Below are 23183 nucleotides of genomic sequence, written 5' to 3' on the forward strand. Positions count from 1 at the left end.
CGAAGCGGGCCGTTTCTTAAATCACGTTATTCCCGAGGCTTAGCGCAGGTCCACCACCTTCACGCCTTTGTACTTGGCCTTGTCGAAGGCGAACGTACCAGCGTCGGTGGGCGGGTTGGGCTTGAAGTTTTTGATGAGGAAGGTGTACTGGTTGCCGTTCTTCTTGAACATCTGCCAGCTTTTCACGGAGGCATCTTTCTTGCGCACCTTCAGCCGCACCTTGAATACGTCATTCTGGCGGTTTTCGGGTGCCAGCTCAATCACGTCGAGCGGCTCACCGCTTTCCGTTACCTGCTGCACGTAGGTGTACTTATAGCCCTTTTTATACATCGTATAAATCTGGGAGGGCGACATTTCCTGCGAATCCGGGTCCGAATCGGAGATGTTCACCTCGTTTTCGTTCTTCAGGTACGTCCAGGTGGTTTTGCCATCGTTGATGACTTCCTGGCCACTGATTTTGAGGCGGAATTTCTGGCCGCTCACCACAATGTCGCCGTTGATGTTCTGCTTTACCTTGGCGCTGGGGTTCTCCAGCGTTTGGGTAAAGGTGGCCTGAAAGGCTTTCAACGCCTGATACTTGGCGCTCATCTGGTCGAGAATTTTACCGGCCTTGGGGTCCTGCTGGGCGGCGGCGGGCAGGGCCAGCGAAACCGCGAGCAGCAGGAAGGAAATTGATTTTTTCATTAGAAGAAGAGAGTTCAAAAGGCGCTTGTGCGGGGCTTGGAAAGCCTGATACGGATTTCGTTTAACAAACGTCCGGCCAAAATGCCAATGAAGTGCCGATGAAGCTAAAATTAGTTGAGCTTACTTCATCGAGTTCAGCAGTTGCTCCAGCTGGTACTCGTCGGGAATAAGCACGTCGCGGGCTTTGCTGCCCTCGAACGGCCCCACGATGCCAGCATGCTGGAGCTGGTCAATCAGGCGGCCGGCGCGGTTGTAGCCGAGCTTGAGCTTGCGCTGGAGCAGGCTGGTGCTGCCCTGCTGGTGCAGCACGATGCAGCGGGCCGCATCCTCAAACATGGAGTCGCGCTCCGAAGGGTCCATGTCCTCATTGCCGCTACCGGCGTCGCCGTCGGCCCCAGCCACTTCGGGCAGCATATAGGCATCGGAATAGCCCTGCTGCTCGCCGATGAAGTCGCAGACGCGGTCCACTTCCGGCGTGTCGATGAAGGCGCACTGCACCCGAATCAGGTCCGAACCGGCCGAGAACAGCATGTCGCCCTGACCGATGAGCTGGTCGGCCCCGCCGGTGTCCAGGATGGTGCGCGAGTCAATTTTGCTGGTCACCTTGAAGGAAATCCGGCAAGGGAAGTTGGCCTTGATGATGCCGGTAATCACGTTCACCGAGGGGCGCTGGGTGGCCACAATAAGGTGGATGCCAATGGCGCGGGCCAGCTGCGCGAGACGGGCAATGGGCGTTTCCACTTCCTTGCCGGCCGTCATCATCAGGTCGGCCAACTCGTCGATTACCAACACGATGAAGGGTAGGAAGCGGTGGCCTTTCTTGGGGTTCAGGCGGCGCTCGATGAACTTGGCGTTGTACTCCTTCAGGTTGCGGCAGCCGGCTTCTTTCAGCAGGTCATAGCGCCGGTCCATCTCCATGCACAGCGAATTGAGCGTGTTCACCACCTTCTTCGTGTCGGTGATGATGGGCTCCTCGGTGTCGGGCAGCTTGGCCAGGTAGTGGCGCTCAATCTTGTTGAAGATGCTCAATTCCACCTTTTTGGGGTCAACGAGCACGAACTTGAGTTGCGCGGGGTGGCGCTTGTAGAGCAGCGAGGCCAGAATCACGTTCAAACCCACCGACTTGCCCTGGCCCGTAGCACCGGCCATGAGCAAGTGGGGCATTTTGGCCAAATCGGCCACGAAAACTTCGTTGGTAATGGTGCGGCCGAAAGCAATGGGCAGGTCCATCTCGCTACGCGCGAACTTCTCCGAGCCCAGCACCGAGCGGATGCTCACCATTTCCTTCTTCGTATTCGGCACCTCGATACCGATGGTGCCCTTGCCCGGAATCGGCGCGATGATGCGAATGCCGAGTGCGGCTAGGCTCAGGGCAATATCGTCTTCGAGGCTCTTGATTTTGGAGATGCGCACGCCGGCTTCGGGCACGATTTCGTAGAGCGTGACCGTAGGCCCGATGGTGGCCTTGATGCTGGCAATGGCGATGCTGTAGTGCCCAAGCGTCTCCACAATGCGGTCCTTGTTGGCCTCCAGCTCTTCTTTGGTTACCTGGGCCTTGGGCGTGCCGTAGTCGTTGAGCAGCTCCAGGGTGGGGAACTGGAAGCGCGAGAGGTCCAGCGTGGGGTCGTAGTTGACGTTGGGCATGGCGTCGGCGTCCTCGTCCTCGTCGGCTACGGCGGCGATGTCGGCCCCGGCGTTAGGGTCGAGGTCGTCGCGGCCGGGCACGGTGATTTCGAGCGGACGGACGGCGGGCACAGGCAGCACCGGGCGGGCAGCGGGCAGCGGCGCGTCATCATCGGCCAAATCGGCCAGCGAAAGTGGCGTGGGAACGGTGGAAATCGGTGTAACGGGAGCCACCGCCGGTTCTTCGGCGGCGGGCATTTCGATGGAGAAAGACGGGCCGCTGACGGCCAGCGGAACCGAGGCAGCCGCCAAAGCGCCGCCAGCAACCGAAGTCCCCAGCGAAGAAGCTGCGGCCGCCGTGCCCAGCGCGCCAGCAGCTACCGTACCGGCCACACTCAGCGGCAGGCCCGCGGCGGGCCGGGGAGCGGGCTCGTATTCTTTTACGAATCCCTGGGCCTCGTCCGTTTCATCTTCTTCATCAAGCTCCAAAGACGGACCGGCGGCCTGTATTCCGCCAGCCGCAACCGTAGCGGAGGAAGTGGCGGTGACCTCCGGCGCGGCCGGACGAGTTTTCAGCGTCATGGCCGGAGCGGCGGGCGCGGCTGGGGCTACCGGCGGAGCGGCGGCGGCAGCTTGTTCGGCGGCAATTTCGGCTTCCAGCTCGGCATCTTCGTCGGCGTCGTCCTCGGTGCTGAGGCTGCGGAAGCGGCCCAGGTTGAGGCTGGTGACGTTGAAGAAGAAGACTACGAAGGATATCAGGGCGAAGGCCAGCAGCAGCACCGTGCCCCAGCCGATGAGGCTATCGAGCCAGGACGCGGCTTCAAACCCCACGCCGCCGCACAGGAAATCGAGGCGATGGGCCAGCACGGGGTCGGCCCCCGGCGTGGCTAGCGACACCACCACGTAGCCCATCAACACGCTCAGCCAGGCCATGGTGAACAGGCCCAGCGCCAGCACGTAGCTCACCGAAACCGGCGCGGTGCGGAACACAATCTTATACCCCAGAAAAAACACGATGGGAATGAGCGCGAACGCCGCCACGCCAAACAGCTTGTAGATGAACAGCTCGGCGGCCCAGGCCCCGAGCAGGCCCAGCCAGTTGTGCGATTCGGCCCCCGCCTCCCGCACCGGGATGGTACTCATGGCGCCCACTACGCTCTGGTCGGCGTGGCCGGTGAAGAGGAAAGAAGTGAAAGCAATGGTGAGGTAGAGGCTGCCCAGCAGCAGCCCGAAGCCCACGAACAGGTGAAAGCGGCGGTCGCGCAATAGGCTCAGCAGATTGCCCACGCCGGGCAGGGGACCGCGCGGAGCGCGGGGCGGCTTGGCGGATTTGGCTGGCTGGGCTTGGGCTACGCGGGCAGCTTTGGGTACGTTGGCGGCGGCGGGGCGGGGCTCCGGGCGGGCAGCGGGGGCAGGCTCGGGGGCCGGGCCGTTGGTGCGCGGCTCGTTGCGCCGGTTGGCCTTGGGCTCAGTCGGGCGGTTAGCCGAGGGGCCGGCGGGAGGGTTTTTATAACGATTATCGGCCATTCGACGGGTGCAGAAAGGTCAAATTTACATAATGCGGGCGGGAAGTGGCTGGGAAGTTAAGTTGCAGTTGTCATCCTGAGCGCAGCGAAGGACCTTATCACGTTGAGAAGACTTGTTCAACTGTGATAAGGTCCTTCGCTGCGCTCAGGATGAAAGTTCCGTTACCCTTTCAATCCCATCCCCCCCCACCCTATCAGCTGCGCGGGTGAAACTCGGTAATCACCTGCCGCAAAAAGTCGCGGTCCAGGTGCGTATAAATCTCCGTGGTGGTGATGCTGGCGTGGCCCAGCATCTCCTGCACGGCGCGTAGGTCGGCCCCGCCTTCTATCAAATGCGTGGCGAAGGAATGGCGCAGCGTGTGCGGGCTGATGGTTTTGCGCAGGCCCGCCTGCTCGGCCAGTTTCTTGAGCGTGGTGAACACCGTGATGCGCGAAAGCGGCCGGCCGTTCTTGCTCAGGAACACAAAATCTTCGCTGCCGGGCTTGATGTTGAGGTGGCCGCGCACGCCGCTGAGGTAGAAGTTGAGGTGCTTGAGGGCTTCGCGGCCCACGGGCACGAGGCGCTCCTTGTTGCCCTTGCCCACCACTTTCATGAAGCCTTCGTCGGTGTAGATGTTGCTCAGGCGCAGGTCGCAGAGCTCGCTCACGCGCAGGCCGGAGGAGTAGAGCACTTCGAGCAGGGCGCGGGAGCGCAGGCCTTCGTCGGTGCTTAGGTCAATGGCGGCCAGAAGCTGCTCTACTTCGGGGTAGCTGAGGGTATCGGGCAGGTGGCGGCCGGTTTTAGGCGCTTCGAGGGTGTCGGTGGGGTCGAGCTTCAGTAGGTCTTCCATGATGAGGAAGCTGAAAAACGCCTTCAGCCCCGAGAGTGTGCGGGCCTGCGAGGTGGCGCTCAGGCCCAGCCCTTGCAGCGTGTTGAGGAATTCGCGCAGCACGTCGGTGCTCACCTGCGTGGGGCCGAGGGGCAATTTCTGGATGATGAGAAACTGCTGGAGCTTGGTGATGTCGCGCACATACGCCTCCACGGAGTTGGGCGAGAGGGATTTTTCGAGGCGCAGGTAGCCGTCGAATTGTTTGAGGGCAAGGGGCCAGGTCATGGGTTGCGGGCTTTGAATAGTCAAAGAACGGCTGTAGAGACGCGACACTTCGCGTCTCGGCGTGCGCGCCATCTCAGAAATAATGCGGTTATCGTTCGGACATCGCTCAACGCCGAGACGCGAAGTGTCGCGTCTCTACAGCCGTTCTTTGCCCTTTGACAATTCCCCTACGCATGGACATCCTCATCCTCAACGGCCCCAACCTCAACCTGCTCGGCCGCCGCGAGCCCGGCATCTACGGCAACCGCTCCTTCGAAGACTTTTTCCCTGAGCTCGAAGAAGCCTTTCCGCAGGTGAAGCTCACGCACTTTCAGTCCAACCACGAGGGCGCGATTCTGGATAAGCTGCACGAAGTCGGCTTCATTCACCACGGCATCATCCTCAACGCCGGGGGCTACACCCACACCAGCGTGGCCCTGGCCGATGCCGTGGCCGCCATCAGCGCGCCCGTGGTGGAGGTGCACCTGAGCAATCTGCACGCCCGCGAGGACTTTCGCCAACGCAGCCTCTTTGGGCGGCACTGCGCCGGCAGCATCAGCGGCTTCGGACTGGAAAGCTACCGCCTCGCCGTGCAGTGGTTCGTGAACCAGGCGCCCAAGCGCGTGGGCTTTCGGGTATAAAAAGCTTTCAAACACCTTCCTGGCCGTTACGAACGGTCTTCCCGGCCCTACGAACGGTCATCCCGACCTTACGAACAGTATTCCCGAGGTCGGGAACAGTGTTCGTAAGGTCGGGATGACTGTTCGTAACGGCCGGGAAGGTGTTTGAAACGCCGGGCGTACTGCTCGTAAGGCCGGGAGAAGTGTTTGAAGGGCCGGGCAACGGGTTCGAAAGGCCGGGCAGGGTGTTCGATGCACTGAAAACCGGCGGCGAAACGTTGGGGGCGGCGTTCGCCGGCCCCAAAATCGTTCTTCCGGCGGTTGGCCCAGCCGCTACCTTTGCGGCGGCGGCGCCTCACTCCTCAGACCTCCCTTCCCATGTATACTTTCAATCCCGGCCCTTCGGCCGTATATCCCGCCGTTCGGCAGTACCTCACCGATGCGTTTGACGAGGACTGGCTCTCGGCCGGGCACCGCTCCGACAAAGTCATCAGCCTGGTGCGCCAGACCGTTGCCGACCTCAAGGCCAAGCTCAACGTGCCGCAGGACTACACCGTCCTGTTCACCGGCTCGGCCACCGAATGCTGGGAAATCCTGGCCCAAAGCCTCACCCCGCGCCGCTCGTTTCATATTTACAACGGCGACTTCGGCGAGAAGTGGTACAAGTACGCCAAGGCCATCCGGCCGGCCAGCACGGGCCTCAGCTTCGGGCTCGATGAGCTGCCCGACGTGGCCAGCCTGCCCTTCGCTGCTGATGATACCGACCTGGTGTGCATCACCCAGAACGAAACCAGCACCGCCACCCAGCTCCGTGAAGGCTTCATCCTGAACCTATATAACCGCCTCGGCGGGGCCCTGCTGGCCGTGGATGCCACCAGCTCGCTGGCCGGCCTGAACCTGAAATACATCAAGGCCGACATCTGGTACGGCTCAGTGCAGAAGTGCTTCGGGCTGCCGGCCGGCCTGGGCGTGATGATTCTCTCGCCCCGCGCCGTGGCCCAGGCCAAGCTCGTGAACGACCGCGCCCATTACAACGCGCTGCCCGCCCTGCTGAGCCAGATGCTGAACTACCAGACCAACTACACGCCCAACGTGCTGGGCATTTATCTCATGAGCCGCGTGCTGGCCGACCGCGAGCCCATCAAAACCGTACACCAGCACCTGGCCGACCGCGCCGAAAAGCTCTACGCCTTCTTCGAGCAGGCCACCCCGCTCTCGCCCCTCGTTCACAACTACGAAACCCGCTCCACCACCGTCATCGGCCTGCGCGGCGAGCCTGCGCTCATCGAAGAAATCAAAGCCAAAGCCAAGGAAGCCGGCCTGCAGCTGGGCAGCGGCTACGGCCCGCTCAAAAACACCACCATCCGCATCGCCAACTTCCCCGCCGTGCCCGACGCCGCCATGGAGGCCTTGGTACAGTTTTTCGCAAAAGAATACCCGGGGTAACGTGCTAATGGCTGTCATCCTGAGCACAGCGAAGGACCTTCTCACGACTCAACGGTTTGCAGTAATCCAACCGGCGCAAACGCGACAAGGTCCTTCGCTGCGCTCAGGATGACAGGCGAAACAATCCCTCCATTATGCTCAATATCCAGCAAATATTCTCCGTCACGCTCACGCTTTTTGCGGTGATTGACATCGTGGGCTCCATCCCGATTATCATCCAGATTCGGCAGCGCGAGGGGCAGATTAAGGCCGAGCTGGCCACCTTCGTGGCAGGCTGCCTCATGGTGGCCTTCCTGTTTCTGGGCCAGAGCATTCTGCGGTTATTTGGGGTAGATAATGAGAGTTTTGCGCTGGCCGGCGCGGTCATCATCTTCCTCATCGGGCTGGAAATGATACTCGGCATCCAGCTTTTTCATTCCGACCTCACGGCCAGCACCGGTTCCATTGTGCCGCTGGCGTTTCCGCTCATCACCGGGGCCGGCACCATGACCACGCTACTCTCGCTGCGTGCCGCCTACACGCTGCCCAACATCCTGGTCGGCATCCTGCTCAACCTTGTGTTCGTGTATGCCGTGCTCAAAACCAGTCCCTGGATTGAGCGCAAGCTCGGCAAAGCCGGCGAGGACGTGCTGCGCCGCGTGTTTGGCGTCATTCTGCTGGCCATCGCTATCAAGTTATTCAAGGCTAATTTTTAAGATGATTCACCTGTTCACCGACGGCTCGGCGCGCGGCAACCCCGGTCCGGGCGGCTACGGGGCCATTCTGCGCTACGGCCCCCACGAGAAGGAGCTCACCCAGGGCTTCCGCCGCACCACCAACAACCGCATGGAACTGCTGGCCGTGATAGTCGGCCTCGAAGCCGTGACCCGCCCCGACCTGCCCATCCGCGTCGTATCCGATTCCAAGTATGTAGTCGATGCCGTGGAGAAAAAGTGGGTTTTCGGCTGGGAAAAGAAGCCCGACTTCGGCAAGAAGGCTAACGAGGACCTGTGGCGGCGCTTCCTGCGCATCTACAAGCAGCGCAAAGTCACCTTCCACTGGATAAAAGGCCACGCCGGCCACGCCGAAAATGAGCGCTGCGACGTACTGGCCGTGCAAAGCGCGCTGGGCAAAGGCTTGCTGGTAGATGAGGGCTACGAGGCTATCGAAGCCACTAAGTCGCTGCTGTAGCTGTTTCATGCCCAACGACTACTTCCAGTTCCAGCAGTTTCGCATCGAGCAAGCGGCCTGCGCCATGAAGGTGAGCACTGATGCCTGCCTGCTCGGCGCAGCCGCCGACCTCACCGGGTCCACCCGCCTGCTGGATATCGGAACCGGCACCGGCCTGCTGGCGCTTATGGCCGCCCAGCGCCACGCCACTGTGGCAGTTGAAGCGGTGGAGATTGACGCAGCAGCTGCCACACAAGCCGCGGCCAATGCAGCGGCCAGCCCGTGGGCCGGGCGCATTCGGGTGCACGCGTTGGGTTTGGCGGCGTTTGCGGCCACGCGGCCCGCGCCATTCAGTCACATTATCTGTAACCCGCCCTTCTTTCGGCAGTCGCTACGCTCGCCCGATGCGGCCCGCACCACGGCCCGCCACGAGGCCGCCGATACGCTTTCTTTTGACGCACTGGCGGCTTTTGCAGCGGAGTTTCTGCTGCCCACCGGCTTGCTAACCGTGCTGCTGCCACCGCCCGAAATGCAGGCATTTGAGCGCGTAGCCGCCGCTGTTGGGTTGCGGCCGGCTACGCGCCTGGTGGTGCGGCACCGGCCCGGCAGCCGGCCGCTGCGGCACATCACAGGCTTTAGGTGGAAGGCAATAGAGGTACGGGAAACGGAGCTTATCATCCGTACAGCGGAAAACGACGCGGAATATTCGGCGGAGTTTCGGGCGCTGCTGGCGGGGTTTTATCTGGCGCTGTAGCGCGGATTTTGTAGTCCGCAAGTGAACTCGTTTAATTCGCGGACTACAAAGTCCGCGCTACTTCACGCTACACCAGCCCGGCCAACAAGCCCAGCTTTTCGCGGTGCAGACTATCGAGCAAGTCATGCTCCAGCGTGCCGAACTCGCTGGCAGCGTAGTGCCGCTGCACCCGTCCGTCCACCAGCACCGAGATTTCATCGCAGGTTTCGGTGAGGGCACCCAGGATGTGCGAGGTGAGCAGAATGCCCGTGCCCCGGTCGCGCAGGCGCTTCAGAATGGCCTTCAGCAGCAGGTTGGCTTCGAGGTCCAGGCCATTGAAGGGCTCGTCGAGAATGAGGTAGTCAAATTGCTGCACCAGTAGCGCGAGCAGGGTCAGCTTCTTGCGCATGCCAGCCGAGTACTCATCGGCATACTGGTCCAGGGGCAATTCTAATAGTTGATTCCAGCCGGTGAAATCAACCACCGGCCGGCCCCGGGCCTGCAGGCAGAACTCTAGGTACTCGCGCCCCGTGAGGCGCGGGTAGAAATATGGCTCGTAGGGCAGCAGGCCGCATTGCTCCCGCACCGCCGGGCCGGCCGTACTGCGAACGGTGCCGGCAAAGTCGTTTTCCAGCCCGTAAAGGCAATTGATGAGCGTGGTTTTCCCCGCGCCATTGGCTCCCACCAACCCGTGAATGGTGCCGGGCAGCAAGCTCAGGCTGACGCCGTGCAGCACGACGTGTGAGCCGTAGGCTTTGCGCAGGTTCTTGATTTCAAGCATGGTTTTCGGATTGTCCCAGCACAGTGCGTAACCGCCGCCGGCTTTGCCAGATGAGGCCGCCTACTGCCACCAGCAGCAGCACCGGGTACACCGGATGGGCAAACAAGGTAAGCGCCACGCCCACCACCAGCGCCTGCGTGGTGCGAATGTGCGTGGCATTGGGGTAAAACGCATACTTGGTGAGAATGAGCAACGCCACCAGCCCCAGCCAAAACGAGGCCACCGCCACTGCACCGCCCCCACCGGCCGGCCCCGCCGCCAGCAGCCAGAAAAACGGCGCGGCCGTGAGCGCCGCGTAGCCCACACCCAGCCCCAGCCGCCGCCGCAGAAACGGCCCCGGCGTGCGGGCTGCCAGCACCAGCATGGTCACCGGCTCGGGCGTGCCGTAGCAGGCCAGCAGCACCAGCAGCCATGCCACCAGCGCCACGCCCGGCCCCAGCGGCGAGGCGTGCTGCCACACGGCCCCGGCCAGCAGCACCGGCCAGGCCCAGAGCCCGCCGCTGCGCATGCCACTCACCCATTCAAACGCCTCGGTTCGAAACGGGCTCCGGGCGCGGTGCTGCGTGCTGCGGCTATCGCGGGCCGCGGGCAGCAGCGCCGCCGTGGCGGGCAGTGCCAGCGTCAGCAGGGCCGCGCCCCAGTCATTGAAAATAGCCAGCGCTACCGCTACGGGCAAAGCCAAAAGCAGGTACTCCGTGGCCAGCCAGCGCCGAAAGTGCGGCGCACTGATAAACAGAAAGCGCAAATCGGCCCGCTGCCGGTGGGCTGAGGCCAGCGTCAGGAAAATCAGAACCGGTACTGCCCACTGCCCCCACGGGTGATTGACTCCCAATACTAAGCCCCGCCCCAAAGCTGCCACCAGCACGGGAGCCAAGAGCCCCAGGCGCAACACCCCAATTTCGCGCAGCAGCCGGCCCAGCAGCCGGACGCGCAGTCTCAAATAAGCCCGAAGTGGCATCATGGGCCAAGGTAACGCCCGGCGCCCGCCGCTTATTGTCCGGCCACCTCCACTACGCTTCTTCCTCGTGGAAGCGGATGCCGTAGTCCATGGCCAGCTCGTCCAGAATGGGCTCGTACAGGTCGGCATTCACCGGAATGAGCACGCCGCGCTGGGGCACTTCGCCGCGCAGCAGGCGGCGCACGGCCATGCCCAGCGGCAGGCCCACGGTTTTGGCCATGCCGGTGTGGGTGGCGTCGTCGCCTTCCACGGCCAGCGAAGAGGTGAGGCGATGCGTGGTGCCGTGCAGCTCAAACTCGAAGAGGTGCTGCATCACAATCAGGTCGTGGTCGTGGGGCTGGAGCTGCCACTTTTCGGCCAGCAGGCGCTCCAGCAGCTGGGCGGGCGTGGCGTGGGCGTGGCCCACGGGCCGGTCCGAAAACAGGCCCAGCCAATTTAGGCGGTCCATTTCTTCGCCAGCGGGGTTCAGGCCGAGATAAGTGGCCGTGCGCTGAGCCAGGTCGAGGTGCGGAATGTGGGATACCGGCAGGTAGGCGGCCACCAGCTCGGCCCAGGTCATGGTTTCGGGGTTGTCGAGGTTCACCGCATCATCGGTGAGGCCCAGGCGCACCAGGGCGTGCCAGGCGGCGCAGTAGCCCGGCCGCCGCAGCGTACCCCGCAAAATAGTCGGAATATTCTCCAGCCCGTACGGCGCGCGGTAGCTCAACGAATCCCGGTTGGCGTAGCCTTCAAAATCGCCGTATTCGGGTACCGTCAGCGTTTCGGTGCGGGCAAACAATTGCTGGTACGGGATGAAGCGCGGCAAGCCATTTTCCAGGAACTTGGCCGTGCTCTGGCCCGCCAGCACCACGTTGCGCGGGTTCCAGGTGAACTTGTATTTCCACGGATTATCGCCCTCCGCGGCCGGGGCCAGCAGGCCGCCGCAGTAGCTTTTGAAACTCGTAATGATGCCCCCACGCTGCCGGATATGGGCAATGGCCCGCATGGCCGACATATGGTCGAGGCCGGGGTCCAGCCCGCATTCCATGAGCAGCGTTACCCCGGCAGCATTGGCCTCGTCGTGCAGCCCCCGAATTTCCGGGCTTACGTAGCTGGCCGTGGCCAGGTGGCGGCCGTGGCGCACGCAGGCCCGCGCCACCACCGGGTGCAGGGCGGCCGGCAGCATCGAAATCACGGCATCGGCCTGGCTCACCAGCTCTTCCAGCTGCGCCTCATTATCGGTGGAAAACGGCACGGCACGGGCGTACTCGGTGTGGGCGGCCAGCACCGGCACCAAATGCGCCGGGTTTACGTCGGCCACGGTCAGGAACCAGTTTTCGGTGGGCGCGTGGCGCAGCAGGTACTGAATGAGGGACGAGGCCGAACGGCCGGCCCCGAGGAGCAAAAGGCGGGAAGTCATGCGGCAAATATGGGGGATAAGGGATAAGGGACAGGGCACAGGTGCCTTGTTTAAGCAAAGCCATTCATCCTGCACCGACTCCCTTTTCCCCTGTCTCCCGTTACTTCTTCCTTATTTCCTATCCCTTATCCCCTGTTCCGTATTACCTTCGCCGCCCCCTAATCCCATCCGCATGGCCCGCAATTCCCGCCAGCAGCTTATTGACTTCGAAGAGCTGGACGCCGCTACTGACCTCACCCCCGCCGAGCACACCACCTGGCAGGCTGCCCGCGATGCCACCGCGCACGCCTACGCCCCCTATTCCGGCTTCCACGTCGGGGCCGCGCTGCTCCTCGCCGATGGCACCATTTTCAAGGGCACCAACCAGGAAAACGCCGCCTACCCCAGCGGCCTCTGCGCCGAGCGCACGGCCCTGTTTGGCCTCGCCGCCGCGCAGCCCGGCCACGCGCCCATTGTGGGCATGGCTGTGGCCGCCCGCCCCCGCCACGGCAATTTTGGTCCCGCCCTCCCCTGCGGTGCCTGCCGCCAGGTAATGCTGGAATACGAAAGCCGCCAGGGCCAACCCATCCCCCTGCTCCTGCCCGGCCGCGATGGTACCATCCTGCGCTTCAGCACGCTCAGCGCCCTCATGCCCTTTTGCTTCTCCCCCGACGACCTGCCGCCCGTTGGGTAGACAGTAGCCGGCCCCACGGTTTCATGGAGCGCCATATCACCGTTGCCCGTACCGCCCGCTACCAACAGCTGGGCCATTTATCGTCCCAAACGCGGCGCATCTGGTTCGTCTGCCACGGCTATGGGCAGCTGGCGGCGTATTTCATTCGCCACTTTGCCTTTCTGGCCGAGGCCGACCCGGCCACCGTCATCATCGCCCCCGAGGGCCTCTCGCGCTTCTACCTCAGCGGCAACGGTGGCCGCGTAGGCGCCAGCTGGATGACCCGCGAGGACCGCCTGCACGAAATCGACGACCACGTTAACTTTCTCAACCAGCTGGCCGCCGCTGTGCTGCCGCAGTGCCCACCCGATGTGCACGTCACCGTGCTGGGCTTTTCGCAGGGCACGGCCACTGTGGGGCGCTGGCTGGCTCAAGCCGCATTTCGCCCCGCGCACCTCGTCCTCTGGGCCGGCGGCTTCCCTGATGATATTACCCCCAGCGCTACCGAAAGTCTCTTGCAAGGCCTGCCGCTTTCCGTTGTCATTGGCTCCGATGACGAATACATTTCCATGGTTCAGGCTGAGCAACAATGCCAGCAACTACAGCAATCAGGGGCCAAAGCTCAATTACTCACTTTCGCCGGAAAGCACGAATTGAACCGCGCTATTCTGGAGAAACTAGCCATTTCAGGGCAATAGAAAAGCCCCGCCAACTGCGCTCTTGCGCAGCCGACGGGGCTTTTCAGTTGTCGCAACCTACTTCCGGTTAATTGTGGTAGCTGCGCCCTGCGCACCGGCCAGTACCAGCACCTCGGCAATGGTTACGTGCGGCGGCCGGGTCACCATAAACACAATTACCTCGGCAATATCCTCCGGCTTCAGCGGCTCGAAGCCCTCGTACACCTTCGCCGCCCGCGCTTCATCGCCTTTAAACCGCACCTGCGAAAACTCGGTTTCCACGGCTCCGGGGTTTACTTCGGCCACGCGCACGCCGGTAGGCAGCAGGTCGAGGCGCATGGTTTTGGTGAGCATCTGCACGGCGGCTTTGCTGGCGCAGTACACGTTGCCGTTGGCATAGGCTTCCTGCCCGGCAATGGAGCCAATGTTCAGAATGAAGCCCGTTTTGCGGGCCGTCATGCCCGGCAGCAGCGCGTGGGTCACGTTCAGCAGGCCGCGCACATTGGCATCCAGCATCTCATCCCAGTCGGCCGGGTCGCCCGCCTGAATGGGATTCAGCCCGTGGGCGCCGCCAGCGTTGTTCACCAGCACATCCGGCGCCCGCAGTGCCTCGGGCAGCGTGGCCACGGCCGCGTCCACGGCCGGCCGGTCGCGCACATCGAACACGAGCACGTGCACCGGCACCGGGGCCAGTTCCGCCGCCAGTTCATCCAGCCGTTCGCGCCGCCGCCCGGTTACCACCAATTGGTAGCCGGCCTTGGCCAGTGCCACCGCCGTAGCCCGGCCAATGCCCGACGAAGCGCCGGTTACAAAAGCAGTTTTCATATAGGTTGAAATGAAAAGTCGGCATTGGGTAGTCAATTGCCGGAACAACATGGTCCAACGATTGGCTACCCAATGCCGACTACTGGAAAATCAGTTTTGAATATTGATGTACAGCGTCACCGAATTGGTGCTGATGCTTTGCAGGCTATTACTGAATACATCATTGTGCCCCACCAGCAGGTTTTTCAGCCCATGCGAAAACCGAATTTCCGGGGCCAGCTTAAACAGCGGGTAGAACAGGTCCAGACCCACACCATACTCCAGCGTCAGGTCGCTGCCGAGCGCCTGAAGCTGATTGCGCAACGGGTCGCTACGACGGTTGCTGGCCGTGACGCTGGGGTTGATACCGGCAATCATGTACATCCGCGAGTTGCGCCGCCGGTCCGACTGGTACTTAATCAACAGCGGAAACTGCACCACTGTCGAGGTCACTTCCTGCGTCACCACCGAGTCTGGCACCGGGTAATTACGCGGCGTAAATTCCACTTTGCGCGTGAGGAAATTAACCCCCGGCGCAAATCGAAAAATAAACGGCGAGCGAGGCCCGCCAATCCGCGCGTCGCCAATAAAACCCACGCCCAAACTTGGGCTGTAGATGGAATTGGCCGTCACATACTGGTTACTTATGTATGAACTCGACTGCTCAATCACGAACCGCGAAGCCGAGCCGCTGATATACATGCCCGGATGAAACCACCGGTCATCGTAGCCCGGCAGGTTGTTCACCGTGATGGACTTGAGGGTGCCGTTTTTGCCCCGGTTGGCCCGCGACTGGGCTTTACGCTGCGCCATCGCGGCCGTGGGCATCAGCAGCGCCAGCAAGCCCAGCAGCAGCAAGCGCTTTATTTCTGCGCGGTGTAAATGGAGCTTATGCCGAAGGTGAGTGGTTGCCATGCAGGTTCTTTGAAGCCAACTTTGGCCAGAATGGCCAAGAAATCGGGGCCGTCGGGGAAGGCCTGCACCGATTCGGGCAGGTACGTATATGCTGACTGGTCCTTGGAAATCATCTTGCCAAAAACCGGCAGCACCCGACTGAAATAAAAATTATACGCTTGTTTGAGCGGAAAAGCAGTTGGTTTGCTGAACTCCAGCACCACCAGCTTGCCGCCGGGCCGGAGCACCCGCCGCATTTCGGCCAGTCCTTTTTCTAAATGCGCAAAATTGCGCACACCAAACGAAGCCGTCACCGCGTCGAACTCATTGTCTTCAAACGGCAGGTTTTCCGAGTCGCCGAGCTCCAGCTGAATGCGGTGGCCCAACCCTTTGGCCGCCAGCTTGCGCCGGCCCACCTCCAGCATCCCTTCCGAGATGTCAACCCCCGTTACCCGGGCATCGGGTGCGGCGGCCCGCAGGGTTTCGATGGCGAAATCGGCGGTACCGGTGGCAATGTCCAGAATGCGGGCCGGACGCAGGGTTTTCAGCTCGTCCACCGCTTTGCGCCGCCAGTAAATGTCGGTGCCAGCGCTGAGGAAATGATTGAGAAAATCGTATTTACCCGCGATGGAGTTAAACATCTGGGCAACCTGCGATTTCTTATCGGCGGAATTGTCTTTGTAGGGTACGACGGCCATGTGCGGGCGCAAAGAACGTTAATGAAGCGGGAAAATTGTTCTCTCCCAACGCCCAATCGGGCTGGTTTGTTAGCAGGCGCCACCAGAAAAGAATGGCAGCACTTCTGAACGCGTGATAATAAAAGCGGGCCGGACAAATTGCCCGGCCCGCTTCCCAACTTAGTAGCCTGAACAATAATTAGTTCTTGGCCTTCACTTTGGTTTTTTCGCCGCTGGCGTCTTTGGCTTTTGCGTCGAGCTCACCGTCTTTGGTGATGGTCTTCGACTTGTCGCCGGCCGAGCCTTTGGTTTTCACCTTCACTTTGTCCGAGTCCTCGTCCACTTTGGTTTTCACCTTGGTGCCGTCGGCCATTTTCACTTTGCTCTTGCCGGGGCTCAGCGGAGCAGTCGTGGTGGTCGTGGTCGAAGAACCGCCCATGCCGCTGCCGGTCGTGCTGGTCGGAGCGTTCATGGTCGGCATGGTTTCGCCTTCCTTCAGCACCACCTTAAACTCGTCACGACGGTTAAGCTGCATGTTCTCAGGCGAATCGTTCGGCGCGGCCGGACGACGCTCACCGTAGCTCACAGTCGTCATACGAGCTTCAGCAATGCCCTGCTTCTTCAGGTAGTTGAAGGCGGCGTTGGCGCGGTTCTGGCCGAGTACCATGTTGTACTCGTCGGTATTGCGCGAGTCGCAATGGCCCTCTACCGAAATGTTGATGCCGGGGTTAGCCGTCAGCACCTGGCTGATTTCATTCAGCGTCGTAATCGACTCCGGACGCAGCTTATACTTGTCAGTATCGAAGTAAATGTTCTTGGTAGCGAACATATTCGTCTGAGTCGTATCTACATAGTTGATGTAGAAATTCTTCGTGATGGTCGTCGAGTCGTTCGTCGAAACCGGCACAGCAAATTCCTGCGTCTCAATCGGCTTACCGTCCTTGCTCACAGCTACTTGGTAGGTACGGCCCGAAAGCACAGCTACCTGATAAGCACCATCCGGCTTGGTAATGTCGCGGAAGCTCAGGGCCGTTTTATCAGCCTGCGAACCGCTGAACACCAGCTCCACACCCGGGATTACCGTAGTGCTGTCCTTCGACGAGAACACCTTACCAACGATGTTGGCGTTTTTGATGTAGTTGATGGTGTAGATGTCCTTTTCACCGTAGCCGCCAATGCGGTACGAGCTCAGGTAAGCATACGAGCCGTCGGGGCTCAGGCGGTAGTAGGAGTCATCGTCCGGCGTGTTCACGGGGTAGCCCATGTTCTGGGCCGGGCCCCACTTACGGCCAGCTTCGTCGTACTCCGATTTGAAGATGTCGTAGCCGCCCATGGTGTTGTGGCCGCGCGACGAGAAGTACAGCGTCTTGCCGTCCTTGCTCAGGTAGGGGCTGTCGTCGTCGTACTTGGTGTTGATGTTGGCACCCAGCGAGCGGGCCGTACCCCAGTCCGAACCCGTCGAGGTGCGGGTAGCGGTGTAGAGGTCCAGCGTACCGTCTTCCGAGTATTTACCAGTCGAGAAGTAGATGGTCAGGCCATCTGGCGTGATGAAAGCATCCGACTCAAAAGCTTTCGAGTTAATGTTGCCGTCCAGTGCTTTAGGAGCCGTCCAGTCGCCGCCGCTCTTATCGGTTACGAAGATGTCACCGTTGTTGTCGTTGCGGTACATCAACATCTTGGTGTCGTTGTCGAACAGCTGGATGGAGGCGTCGTGGCCTTTGCCGTTCAGCACGCCGCTCAGCGAGCGGGGCTTCTGCCAGTTCTCGTCATCCACGCGGGTGGCTTCGAAGATGTCTTCGTAGTACTCACCGTCGGCGGCAACGCTCTTGTTCTTCTTGTCGCTCACGCTACCGGTAGCACCAGTTACGGCTTCGCCACGCGAGGTGAAGATGAGAATTTTGTCATCCGACGAAATCACGGGGCTGTGCTCCGAGAATTGCGTATTGATGGTAGGACCCAGGTTTTTTACAAAAATGTCCTTGGGCGAGTTGAACTGCACCTTGGCATTCTTGCTATGCTGAATGAGCTGGGCGAGTTCTTCTTTGCGCTGGTCGTTCTTCTTCAGCGTGGCGTTATAGGCCTGGAAGTGGGCTACGGCCTCGTCGAAGTTGTAGTTGAGGTGGTCAACCCGGCCGAGCCAGTATTCCACGTCCTTCGAAACTTTCGGCTTCAGCTTCTGCGCTTTGTAGATGTAGTCGCTGGCCTTCTCCTTGTCGAACGACATGTAGGAAATGCCGGCGTTGAACAGCGCTTTGGCGTTGTTCGGGTCTTTGGCCAATACCTTTTCGTAGTAAGGCAGGGCAGCGCGGTAGTTTTCCTGCTCGAAGAACTTGTTGCCGGTTTTCAGGTCCTTACGCGTGCTTTGCGCCTGTGCCGGAGAGGCGATGGTGGCGGTGAGGGCAACGGCGCACGACGCTTGCAGTAACCTTCTGGATAAGTTGTCCATTGGAGGAGAGGTTTGAAAAAAAGAAATTTCTGAAGGGATTGTAAGTGCAGATTGCGCCACCGGAGGCAGCAGCAGGAAACTATATTTTGGGCTTATACTGAAAAACCACGATAGGGTTAGGCTTTAATGCGCATTTGCGCAGAAGGTAACCGACTTTCGGGCGTAAAAGCCCACAGGTAGCCCCGTCATGGCACCGCCAACAGCGGGCAAAGATAGACTGTTTGCTTACGAAAAGCGGTTTTTGGCAAAATTTCGGCCATTTGGGTGTGGTCGAGTGCGGCGGCAGCGGCCTGCTGGTTTGGCTGGCATGCCGCGCAAATATAGAAGCACCAATGAAATAGCCATTCATTGCTTCATTTTTATTTATTCATCATCGGGTTGCATTCCGGCGTAATTTTGCGGCTCGTTAATTTCCCGTTTATTCCCTGCCTTATCCATGATTATTCACGACGCGCGTTTTCTGACCAGTAATTCGCGGGCCGATTTGTGCCCCGCTCCTACGCTGCCCGAATACGCATTTATCGGCCGTTCCAACGTGGGAAAGTCGTCGCTCATTAATATGCTGACGGAACGTAAGGCGCTGGCCAAAACGTCGTCCTCGCCGGGCAAGACGCAATTAATTAATCATTTCGTCATCAATGACAATTGGTTTCTGGTCGATTTGCCGGGTTATGGCTATGCCAAAGTGAGCAAGTCTTCGCGCGCCGAATGGGCCAAGATGATTAATTACTACCTGCGCAACCGCACCAATCTCATGTGCGTGTGCGTGCTGATTGATTCGCGCCACGCGCCGCAGGCGGTCGATTTGGAATTTATGGAAAAGCTGGGCGAGGAAGGCATTCCGTTTGTAATGGTATTCACGAAAGCCGACAAGCAATCGACGGCCCAGACCAAGGCGCTGGTGACCGACTACCTGCGCAAGATGAGCGAAATCTGGGACGAGCTGCCGCGCTATTTCCTGACCTCGGCCGAAACCGGGCTGGGCCGCGACGAAGTGCTGGACTTTATTGCGGAGGTGAACAATGAGTGGAAGGCGGATGCCGCCGCCAATGCGTAGATTGGCCCCTAAATTGCCAACCGCCCACTGGCCCGTATGGGCTGCTTTTAATCCTTGTTTCCTCCGCCCATTTATTAACATCATGACCAAAAACATTTCCATTCCGCAGCTGGCCCTGGGCCTGTTGCTGGTGGCGGCCGCGCCGGCCGCTGCCCAAACCACGCCTAATACTGCCCCACCGAAATCCCAGACGGAGCAAGGCACCGGCATTGGCTCGGTGGGCAAGTCCATTCCGGTGGCTGAGTACTACGAAGGCGGCCAGACGGCCATGTACGAGTTTATTGCCAAGGAGCTGCACTACCCGCCGCTGGCCAAGCGCAACCGCATTCAGGGCCAGTGCATCATCAGCTTTCAGCTGAATGCCGATGGCACGATGCAGGACCTGCGGATTGTGAAGCAGTTGGGCGGCGGCACGGGCGAAGAAGCACTGCGCGTGGTGCGCCTGCTGAAGTTTAAAAAGCCGGAACTGCCCATTCGGGCCAGCCTGCCCATTGTGTTCAAGCTCGGCGTGACGGGTTCGAACGCGTTGGATGCGCAATAATCCGTAGTTTTGCCCTGAAGAAGGACGAATGAGGAATGAAGCTGGTGAAATGGCCCCACGGCGTTTCTTGCTTCATTCCTCATTCTTTGTTCTTTCATTCTTCATTCTCAATATTCCCAAAAATGCCCTACGAATTGCAAGAGTTGGCCGCCATCAGCGGCATGCCCGGCCTGTACCGCCTGGTGCGCGCCGCCCGCCACGGCGTGCTGGTCGAAAGCCTCGACGAAAAAGCAACCCGCACGCTGGCCCCGGCCCGCAACAAAGTGTCGCTGCTGTCGGAGATTTCCATCTATACCCAGGACCCCGAAGAAACGGTGCCGCTGACGGAAGTATTCGAGCGCATTTATCAGAAGCACGGCGCGGCTTCGCCCGTGACGGCGAAGTCGAGCGAAGGCGAGCTGACCGATTTCCTGGCCGGCGTGATTCCTGATTACGACCGCGACCGGGTGTACCTGTCCGATATCAAGAAGCTGGCCTCCTGGTACGGCATCGTGAGCAAGCACCGCCCCTATCAGGAAGCGGCCGCCACTGAAACTGCTAAGGAGGAAACCCTGGCCGCACCCGCAGCCGAAGAAGCTCCGAAAGCCAAAGCCAAATCGACCAAAGCTGCTAAAGCGGCGGCCACCGAGCCCAGCGCCAACGAGCCCCTGAGCACCGGCGGCGTGATTGGCGCAGCAGATGCTGCCCCGGCCGCCAAAGGCAATCCAGAAGCCGCCGCCCCGGCCAAGAAAAGCCGCAAAAAGGCCGAGTAGTTTCGACCTGATTACGAACAAAAAAGCCGCTCCTGATTTTAGGAGCGGCTTTTTTGCTATGAATGCCCAGCTTATTTTGCAGTGTCGGCTTTGGCTTTGGGCTCTTTGGCGGGCTGCTCTTTGGGGGCTTGCTGGGCTTGGGCGATGAGGGCTTCGGCCTGCTCTACCAGCTCTTTGCTGCCGATGAAAACCGGGCAGCGCTCGTGCGGGGTCTGTGGCTCGATTTCCATGGTGCGGCGGTGACCGTTGCTGCTTTTGCCGCCGGCCTGCTCCACGATGAAGGCCAAGGGGTTGCACTCGTACATGAGACGCAGCTTGCCGCTGGGGTTTTTGGCGGTGGCGGGGTAAATGTAGATGCCGCCTTTGAGCAGGTTGCGGTGAAAATCGGCTACCAGCGAGCCGATGTAGCGGGCCGAGAAATTCTGGTCCTTGCACTGCTGCACGAAGGCGGCCACGCCGGGCGAGAAGGAATCGGAGCTGCCCTCGTTGATGGAGTAGATGGCGCCAGTTTTGGGCGTGATGATGTCGGGGTGCGAGAGGAAGAATTCGCCGAGGGAATGCTCGTAGGTGAAGCCGTTGACGCCATTGCCGGTGGTGTAGACCATCATGGTGCTGGAGCCGTAGATGACGTAGCCGGCGGCCACCTGGTGGGTGCCGGGCTGCTGGCAGTCGGCGGCGGTGCCCTCGCGGCCGGTGGGCGACACGCGGCGGTAGATGCTAAAAATGGTGCCGATGCTCACGTTTACGTCGATGTTCGACGAGCCGTCGAGCGGGTCGATGGCCACTACGTACTTGCCTTGGTTGTTGCCGGTTTGAATCATCTCGTCGTCTTCTTCGGAGATGATGGTGCAGACTTCGCCGCCGTTGCGCAGGGCACGGATGAAGCGGATGTTGGCAATGACGTCGAGCTTCTGCTGGTCCTCGCCCTGCACGTTCTGGCTGCCGTAGGCGCCGGCAATATCAATGAGGCCGGAGCGGTTGATTTCGCGGTTAACTATCTTGGCAGCCAGGGCGATATCGCGCAGCAGCTGGGAGAGTTCGCCCGTGGCGTAGGGGAAATCTTCCTGCTTGCGCATGATGAAACGGTCGAGGGTAGTGCCGACGGGCAGGGCCAGTTTATTGTGGTCCATATAGCGAATTGGGAATCGAATTGAGGTAGCGGGAATGCCCAACAAAGCTACTCTAGCCGGGGCGAAGTGCAATCGGTTGCGTTTAAATGCAAGGTCTGGGTCACTGATTCAAAACCGTGACGCGCGACTTAAAAAACCGCATTTGCAGCCGGCGGCGCTACTTTTGGGGCCTATGGAGAAAGCACAGGGACTTCAGGTGTACAAATTCGGCGGCGCATCGGTGAAGGATGCGGCGGCTATTCTCAACCTCTGCCGCATCGTGCGGGACTTTGGGCCGCAGGGGCCGCTGGTGATTGTGGTGTCGGCGATGGGCAAGACGACCAATGCGCTGGAGGAGATTTATGAGCTGGCGTATAAGCAGCAGAATTATGAGGTACCACTTCAGAAAGTGGAGCAATTTCATCAGAAAGCTGCTACTGAGCTGAACTTGACTTCTGAATCAGCAATAGGCTGGTATTTCAATAAGCTGCTGCTGCAACTGCGGCAGCGTTTAGCGAAAATAAAGCCCACTAATAATTATGACGAGTATTATGACCAAGTAGTCAGCGTTGGGGAAATGCTCGCCTCGCAACTGGTGGCGCATGCGCTCGGCGCTCAGAGCTTCAACAGTCAGCAGCTGATTTTAACCGATAATTCCTGGCGCGAAGCCCGGGTAGATTGGTACCGTACCGAAGTGGCCGTTCAGAATGCGTTGAAGCAATTGTTACTTGAAGGGCCTGTTGTTACTCAGGGCTTTTTGGGGGGCACCAGCTACGGCGTGCCCACTATCCAAGACCCATCCAAAACCATTTATAAGGAGCGCACCACCACCCTGGGCCGCGAGGGCTCCGATTATACGGCCGCCATCCTGGCCTACTGCCTGCGGGCCGAGTCGGTGACCATCTGGAAAGACGTGGCAGGCCTGCTGAACGCGGACCCCAAAATCTTCCCCGATACGGTGCGCTACCCCGAAATCAGCTACCGCGAAACCATTGAGATGGCGTATTATGGCGCGTCCGTCATCCACCCCAAAACGCTGAAACCACTGGCCGACCGTAACATTCCGCTGCGGGTGAAGTCGTTTCTGGACCCTGCGGCGGAGGGCACGCTTATTCACGATTGCCAGCATCCGGCGCTGGCACCGGCCTTCATTCGGAAGACCAACCAAGTGCTGCTATCCTTCGCGAGCAAGGATTTTTCGTTTATCTCGGAGGAGAACATGGCGGTGATTTTTGCGGGGCTGGCGCAGGCCAAGCTCAAGATTAACGTGATGCAGAACTCGGCCATCAGCTTCTCGGTGTGCGTCGATTATTCGGAGCGGCGGGTGCACCAACTGCTCGATTTGCTGCGCGAGCAGTTCACGCTTCATTATAATACCGGGCTCACGCTGTTTACCATCAAGAACTACGACGCGGCCAGCATTGCGCGGCTCACGGCCGGCAAGCGCCTGCTGCTGGAGCAGCGCACACGGCACACGTTCCAGTTCGTGTGCCAGGACTGAGGCGGGCAGTTGAGCCAACCCAGGCAGTAGATAAAGCGTTTGTCATCCTGAGCGGAGCGAAGGACCTTCTTACGGTTGAGC

Annotated in this window: 22 protein-coding genes; 11 read left to right on the forward strand and 11 right to left on the reverse strand. The window is 60.3% G+C overall.

Annotated elements, in window-relative coordinates; genetic code table 11:
• Nucleotides 1–39 precede the first annotated feature (39 nt).
• From ACYVM5_RS19315 to xerD, 3 genes are all read right to left on the reverse strand, one after another.
• Complete coding sequence (locus tag ACYVM5_RS19315) at nucleotides 40–684, reverse strand: LolA family protein (RefSeq protein WP_460619727.1); 645 nt, start codon at nucleotides 682–684, stop codon at nucleotides 40–42.
• A gap of 120 nt (nucleotides 685–804) precedes the next feature.
• Entirely contained in the window at nucleotides 805–3834 is a 3030-nt protein-coding gene (locus tag ACYVM5_RS19320; RefSeq protein ID WP_460619728.1) for an FtsK/SpoIIIE family DNA translocase, read from the reverse strand.
• A gap of 193 nt (nucleotides 3835–4027) precedes the next feature.
• Nucleotides 4028–4927: a site-specific tyrosine recombinase gene (xerD, locus tag ACYVM5_RS19325; protein WP_460619729.1), complete on the reverse strand. Its 900-nt coding sequence runs from the start codon at nucleotides 4925–4927 to the stop codon at nucleotides 4028–4030.
• Nucleotides 4928–5100: 173 nt separating this feature from the next.
• Here xerD and aroQ point away from each other — a divergent pair, with 173 nt between their 5' ends.
• The 5 genes from aroQ to ACYVM5_RS19350 all read left to right on the forward strand — a co-directional run bounded on the left by aroQ (nucleotide 5101) and on the right by ACYVM5_RS19350 (nucleotide 8875).
• On the forward strand, nucleotides 5101–5547 hold the full coding sequence (gene aroQ, locus ACYVM5_RS19330; protein ID WP_460620205.1) for a type II 3-dehydroquinate dehydratase: 447 nt from the start codon (nucleotides 5101–5103) through the stop codon (nucleotides 5545–5547).
• A gap of 357 nt (nucleotides 5548–5904) precedes the next feature.
• On the forward strand, nucleotides 5905–6972 hold the full coding sequence (locus ACYVM5_RS19335) for an aminotransferase class V-fold PLP-dependent enzyme (RefSeq protein WP_460619730.1): 1068 nt from the start codon (nucleotides 5905–5907) through the stop codon (nucleotides 6970–6972).
• Between the two features lie 134 nt (nucleotides 6973–7106).
• A complete protein-coding gene (locus ACYVM5_RS19340) occupies nucleotides 7107–7667 on the forward strand; it encodes a MarC family protein (RefSeq protein WP_460619731.1) in 561 nt (186 codons plus the stop codon).
• Nucleotide 7668: 1 nt separating this feature from the next.
• Complete coding sequence (gene rnhA, locus ACYVM5_RS19345; RefSeq protein ID WP_460608307.1) at nucleotides 7669–8142, forward strand: ribonuclease H family protein; 474 nt, start codon at nucleotides 7669–7671, stop codon at nucleotides 8140–8142.
• A gap of 7 nt (nucleotides 8143–8149) precedes the next feature.
• On the forward strand, nucleotides 8150–8875 hold the full coding sequence (locus ACYVM5_RS19350) for a tRNA1(Val) (adenine(37)-N6)-methyltransferase (protein WP_460619732.1): 726 nt from the start codon (nucleotides 8150–8152) through the stop codon (nucleotides 8873–8875).
• A gap of 67 nt (nucleotides 8876–8942) precedes the next feature.
• On the opposite strand, the gene ACYVM5_RS19355 is transcribed toward ACYVM5_RS19350, so the two are convergent.
• From ACYVM5_RS19355 to ACYVM5_RS19365, 3 genes are read right to left on the reverse strand one after another with little or no spacing between them, the layout of a single operon-like run.
• A complete protein-coding gene (locus ACYVM5_RS19355; RefSeq protein WP_460619733.1) occupies nucleotides 8943–9635 on the reverse strand; it encodes an ABC transporter ATP-binding protein in 693 nt (230 codons plus the stop codon).
• Complete coding sequence (locus ACYVM5_RS19360) at nucleotides 9628–10596, reverse strand: hypothetical protein (RefSeq protein ID WP_460619734.1); 969 nt, start codon at nucleotides 10594–10596, stop codon at nucleotides 9628–9630. The genes ACYVM5_RS19355 and ACYVM5_RS19360 overlap by 8 nt, the downstream gene beginning before the upstream one ends.
• A gap of 49 nt (nucleotides 10597–10645) precedes the next feature.
• The gene (locus tag ACYVM5_RS19365; RefSeq protein WP_460619735.1) at nucleotides 10646–11992 is read right to left on the reverse strand and encodes a saccharopine dehydrogenase family protein; all 1347 of its coding nucleotides are present in this window, start codon (nucleotides 11990–11992) and stop codon (nucleotides 10646–10648) included.
• 172 nt (nucleotides 11993–12164) lie between these two features.
• Between ACYVM5_RS19365 and cdd the strand changes: the two genes are divergently transcribed.
• Entirely contained in the window at nucleotides 12165–12665 is a 501-nt protein-coding gene (gene cdd, locus ACYVM5_RS19370; protein WP_460619736.1) for a cytidine deaminase family protein, read from the forward strand.
• A gap of 23 nt (nucleotides 12666–12688) precedes the next feature.
• Complete coding sequence (locus ACYVM5_RS19375; protein ID WP_460619737.1) at nucleotides 12689–13342, forward strand: alpha/beta hydrolase; 654 nt, start codon at nucleotides 12689–12691, stop codon at nucleotides 13340–13342.
• Nucleotides 13343–13399: 57 nt separating this feature from the next.
• Here the strand turns inward: ACYVM5_RS19375 and ACYVM5_RS19380 are convergent, their stop codons facing one another.
• The 4 genes from ACYVM5_RS19380 to ACYVM5_RS19395 all read right to left on the reverse strand — a co-directional run bounded on the left by ACYVM5_RS19380 (nucleotide 13400) and on the right by ACYVM5_RS19395 (nucleotide 18142).
• Nucleotides 13400–14146 (reverse strand): Rossmann-fold NAD(P)-binding domain-containing protein, encoded by a 747-nt coding sequence (locus tag ACYVM5_RS19380; protein ID WP_460619738.1) that lies wholly within the window; start codon nucleotides 14144–14146, stop codon nucleotides 13400–13402.
• A 90-nt stretch (nucleotides 14147–14236) separates the two neighbouring features.
• Nucleotides 14237–14983 carry a porin family protein gene (gene porT / locus ACYVM5_RS19385; protein WP_460619739.1) on the reverse strand — a complete coding sequence of 249 codons (747 nt, stop codon included), beginning with the start codon at nucleotides 14981–14983 and terminating at the stop codon, nucleotides 14237–14239.
• Nucleotides 14984–14988: 5 nt separating this feature from the next.
• Nucleotides 14989–15717, reverse strand: a complete 729-nt coding sequence (gene ubiE / locus ACYVM5_RS19390; protein WP_460619740.1) for a bifunctional demethylmenaquinone methyltransferase/2-methoxy-6-polyprenyl-1,4-benzoquinol methylase UbiE — start codon at nucleotides 15715–15717, stop codon at nucleotides 14989–14991.
• A gap of 178 nt (nucleotides 15718–15895) precedes the next feature.
• Nucleotides 15896–18142, reverse strand: a complete 2247-nt coding sequence (locus ACYVM5_RS19395) for an OmpA family protein (RefSeq protein WP_460619741.1) — start codon at nucleotides 18140–18142, stop codon at nucleotides 15896–15898.
• 436 nt (nucleotides 18143–18578) lie between these two features.
• Between ACYVM5_RS19395 and yihA the strand changes: the two genes are divergently transcribed.
• The 3 genes from yihA (at nucleotide 18579) to ACYVM5_RS19410 (ending at nucleotide 20492) form a co-directional block, all read left to right on the forward strand.
• Nucleotides 18579–19199, forward strand: a complete 621-nt coding sequence (gene yihA / locus ACYVM5_RS19400) for a GTP-binding protein (RefSeq protein ID WP_460619742.1) — start codon at nucleotides 18579–18581, stop codon at nucleotides 19197–19199.
• A gap of 82 nt (nucleotides 19200–19281) precedes the next feature.
• Entirely contained in the window at nucleotides 19282–19740 is a 459-nt protein-coding gene (locus ACYVM5_RS19405) for an energy transducer TonB (protein ID WP_460619743.1), read from the forward strand.
• 122 nt (nucleotides 19741–19862) lie between these two features.
• Nucleotides 19863–20492: a DUF5606 family protein gene (locus tag ACYVM5_RS19410; RefSeq protein ID WP_460619744.1), complete on the forward strand. Its 630-nt coding sequence runs from the start codon at nucleotides 19863–19865 to the stop codon at nucleotides 20490–20492.
• A 71-nt stretch (nucleotides 20493–20563) separates the two neighbouring features.
• On the opposite strand, the gene fbp is transcribed toward ACYVM5_RS19410, so the two are convergent.
• Nucleotides 20564–21622, reverse strand: coding sequence for a class 1 fructose-bisphosphatase (fbp, locus tag ACYVM5_RS19415; protein WP_460619745.1), 1059 nt, complete (start codon nucleotides 21620–21622; stop codon nucleotides 20564–20566).
• Nucleotides 21623–21794: 172 nt separating this feature from the next.
• Between fbp and ACYVM5_RS19420 the strand changes: the two genes are divergently transcribed.
• On the forward strand, nucleotides 21795–23102 hold the full coding sequence (locus ACYVM5_RS19420; RefSeq protein ID WP_460619746.1) for an amino acid kinase family protein: 1308 nt from the start codon (nucleotides 21795–21797) through the stop codon (nucleotides 23100–23102).
• Nucleotides 23103–23183 lie beyond the last annotated feature (81 nt).

It is taken from the genome of Hymenobacter ruber (assembly GCF_054783255.1).

Bases quoted from the DNA above. Each gene is read 5' to 3' on its own strand.
- ACYVM5_RS19315 (WP_460619727.1), bottom strand. From the start codon at position 684: ATGAAAAAATCAATTTCCTTCCTGCTGCTCGCGGTTTCGCTGGCCCTG.
- ACYVM5_RS19320 (WP_460619728.1), bottom strand. From the start codon at position 3,834: ATGGCCGATAATCGTTATAAAAACCCTCCCGCCGGCCCCTCGGCTAAC.
- xerD (WP_460619729.1), bottom strand. From the start codon at position 4,927: ATGACCTGGCCCCTTGCCCTCAAACAATTCGACGGCTACCTGCGCCTC.
- aroQ (WP_460620205.1), top strand. From the start codon at position 5,101: ATGGACATCCTCATCCTCAACGGCCCCAACCTCAACCTGCTCGGCCGC.
- ACYVM5_RS19335 (WP_460619730.1), top strand. From the start codon at position 5,905: ATGTATACTTTCAATCCCGGCCCTTCGGCCGTATATCCCGCCGTTCGG.
- ACYVM5_RS19340 (WP_460619731.1), top strand. From the start codon at position 7,107: ATGCTCAATATCCAGCAAATATTCTCCGTCACGCTCACGCTTTTTGCG.
- rnhA (WP_460608307.1), top strand. From the start codon at position 7,669: ATGATTCACCTGTTCACCGACGGCTCGGCGCGCGGCAACCCCGGTCCG.
- ACYVM5_RS19350 (WP_460619732.1), top strand. From the start codon at position 8,150: ATGCCCAACGACTACTTCCAGTTCCAGCAGTTTCGCATCGAGCAAGCG.
- ACYVM5_RS19355 (WP_460619733.1), bottom strand. From the start codon at position 9,635: ATGCTTGAAATCAAGAACCTGCGCAAAGCCTACGGCTCACACGTCGTG.
- ACYVM5_RS19360 (WP_460619734.1), bottom strand. From the start codon at position 10,596: ATGATGCCACTTCGGGCTTATTTGAGACTGCGCGTCCGGCTGCTGGGC.
- ACYVM5_RS19365 (WP_460619735.1), bottom strand. From the start codon at position 11,992: ATGACTTCCCGCCTTTTGCTCCTCGGGGCCGGCCGTTCGGCCTCGTCC.
- cdd (WP_460619736.1), top strand. From the start codon at position 12,165: ATGGCCCGCAATTCCCGCCAGCAGCTTATTGACTTCGAAGAGCTGGAC.
- ACYVM5_RS19375 (WP_460619737.1), top strand. From the start codon at position 12,689: ATGGAGCGCCATATCACCGTTGCCCGTACCGCCCGCTACCAACAGCTG.
- ACYVM5_RS19380 (WP_460619738.1), bottom strand. From the start codon at position 14,146: ATGAAAACTGCTTTTGTAACCGGCGCTTCGTCGGGCATTGGCCGGGCT.
- ubiE (WP_460619740.1), bottom strand. From the start codon at position 15,717: ATGGCCGTCGTACCCTACAAAGACAATTCCGCCGATAAGAAATCGCAG.
- ACYVM5_RS19395 (WP_460619741.1), bottom strand. From the start codon at position 18,142: ATGGACAACTTATCCAGAAGGTTACTGCAAGCGTCGTGCGCCGTTGCC.
- yihA (WP_460619742.1), top strand. From the start codon at position 18,579: ATGATTATTCACGACGCGCGTTTTCTGACCAGTAATTCGCGGGCCGAT.
- ACYVM5_RS19405 (WP_460619743.1), top strand. From the start codon at position 19,282: ATGACCAAAAACATTTCCATTCCGCAGCTGGCCCTGGGCCTGTTGCTG.
- ACYVM5_RS19410 (WP_460619744.1), top strand. From the start codon at position 19,863: ATGCCCTACGAATTGCAAGAGTTGGCCGCCATCAGCGGCATGCCCGGC.
- fbp (WP_460619745.1), bottom strand. From the start codon at position 21,622: ATGGACCACAATAAACTGGCCCTGCCCGTCGGCACTACCCTCGACCGT.
- ACYVM5_RS19420 (WP_460619746.1), top strand. From the start codon at position 21,795: ATGGAGAAAGCACAGGGACTTCAGGTGTACAAATTCGGCGGCGCATCG.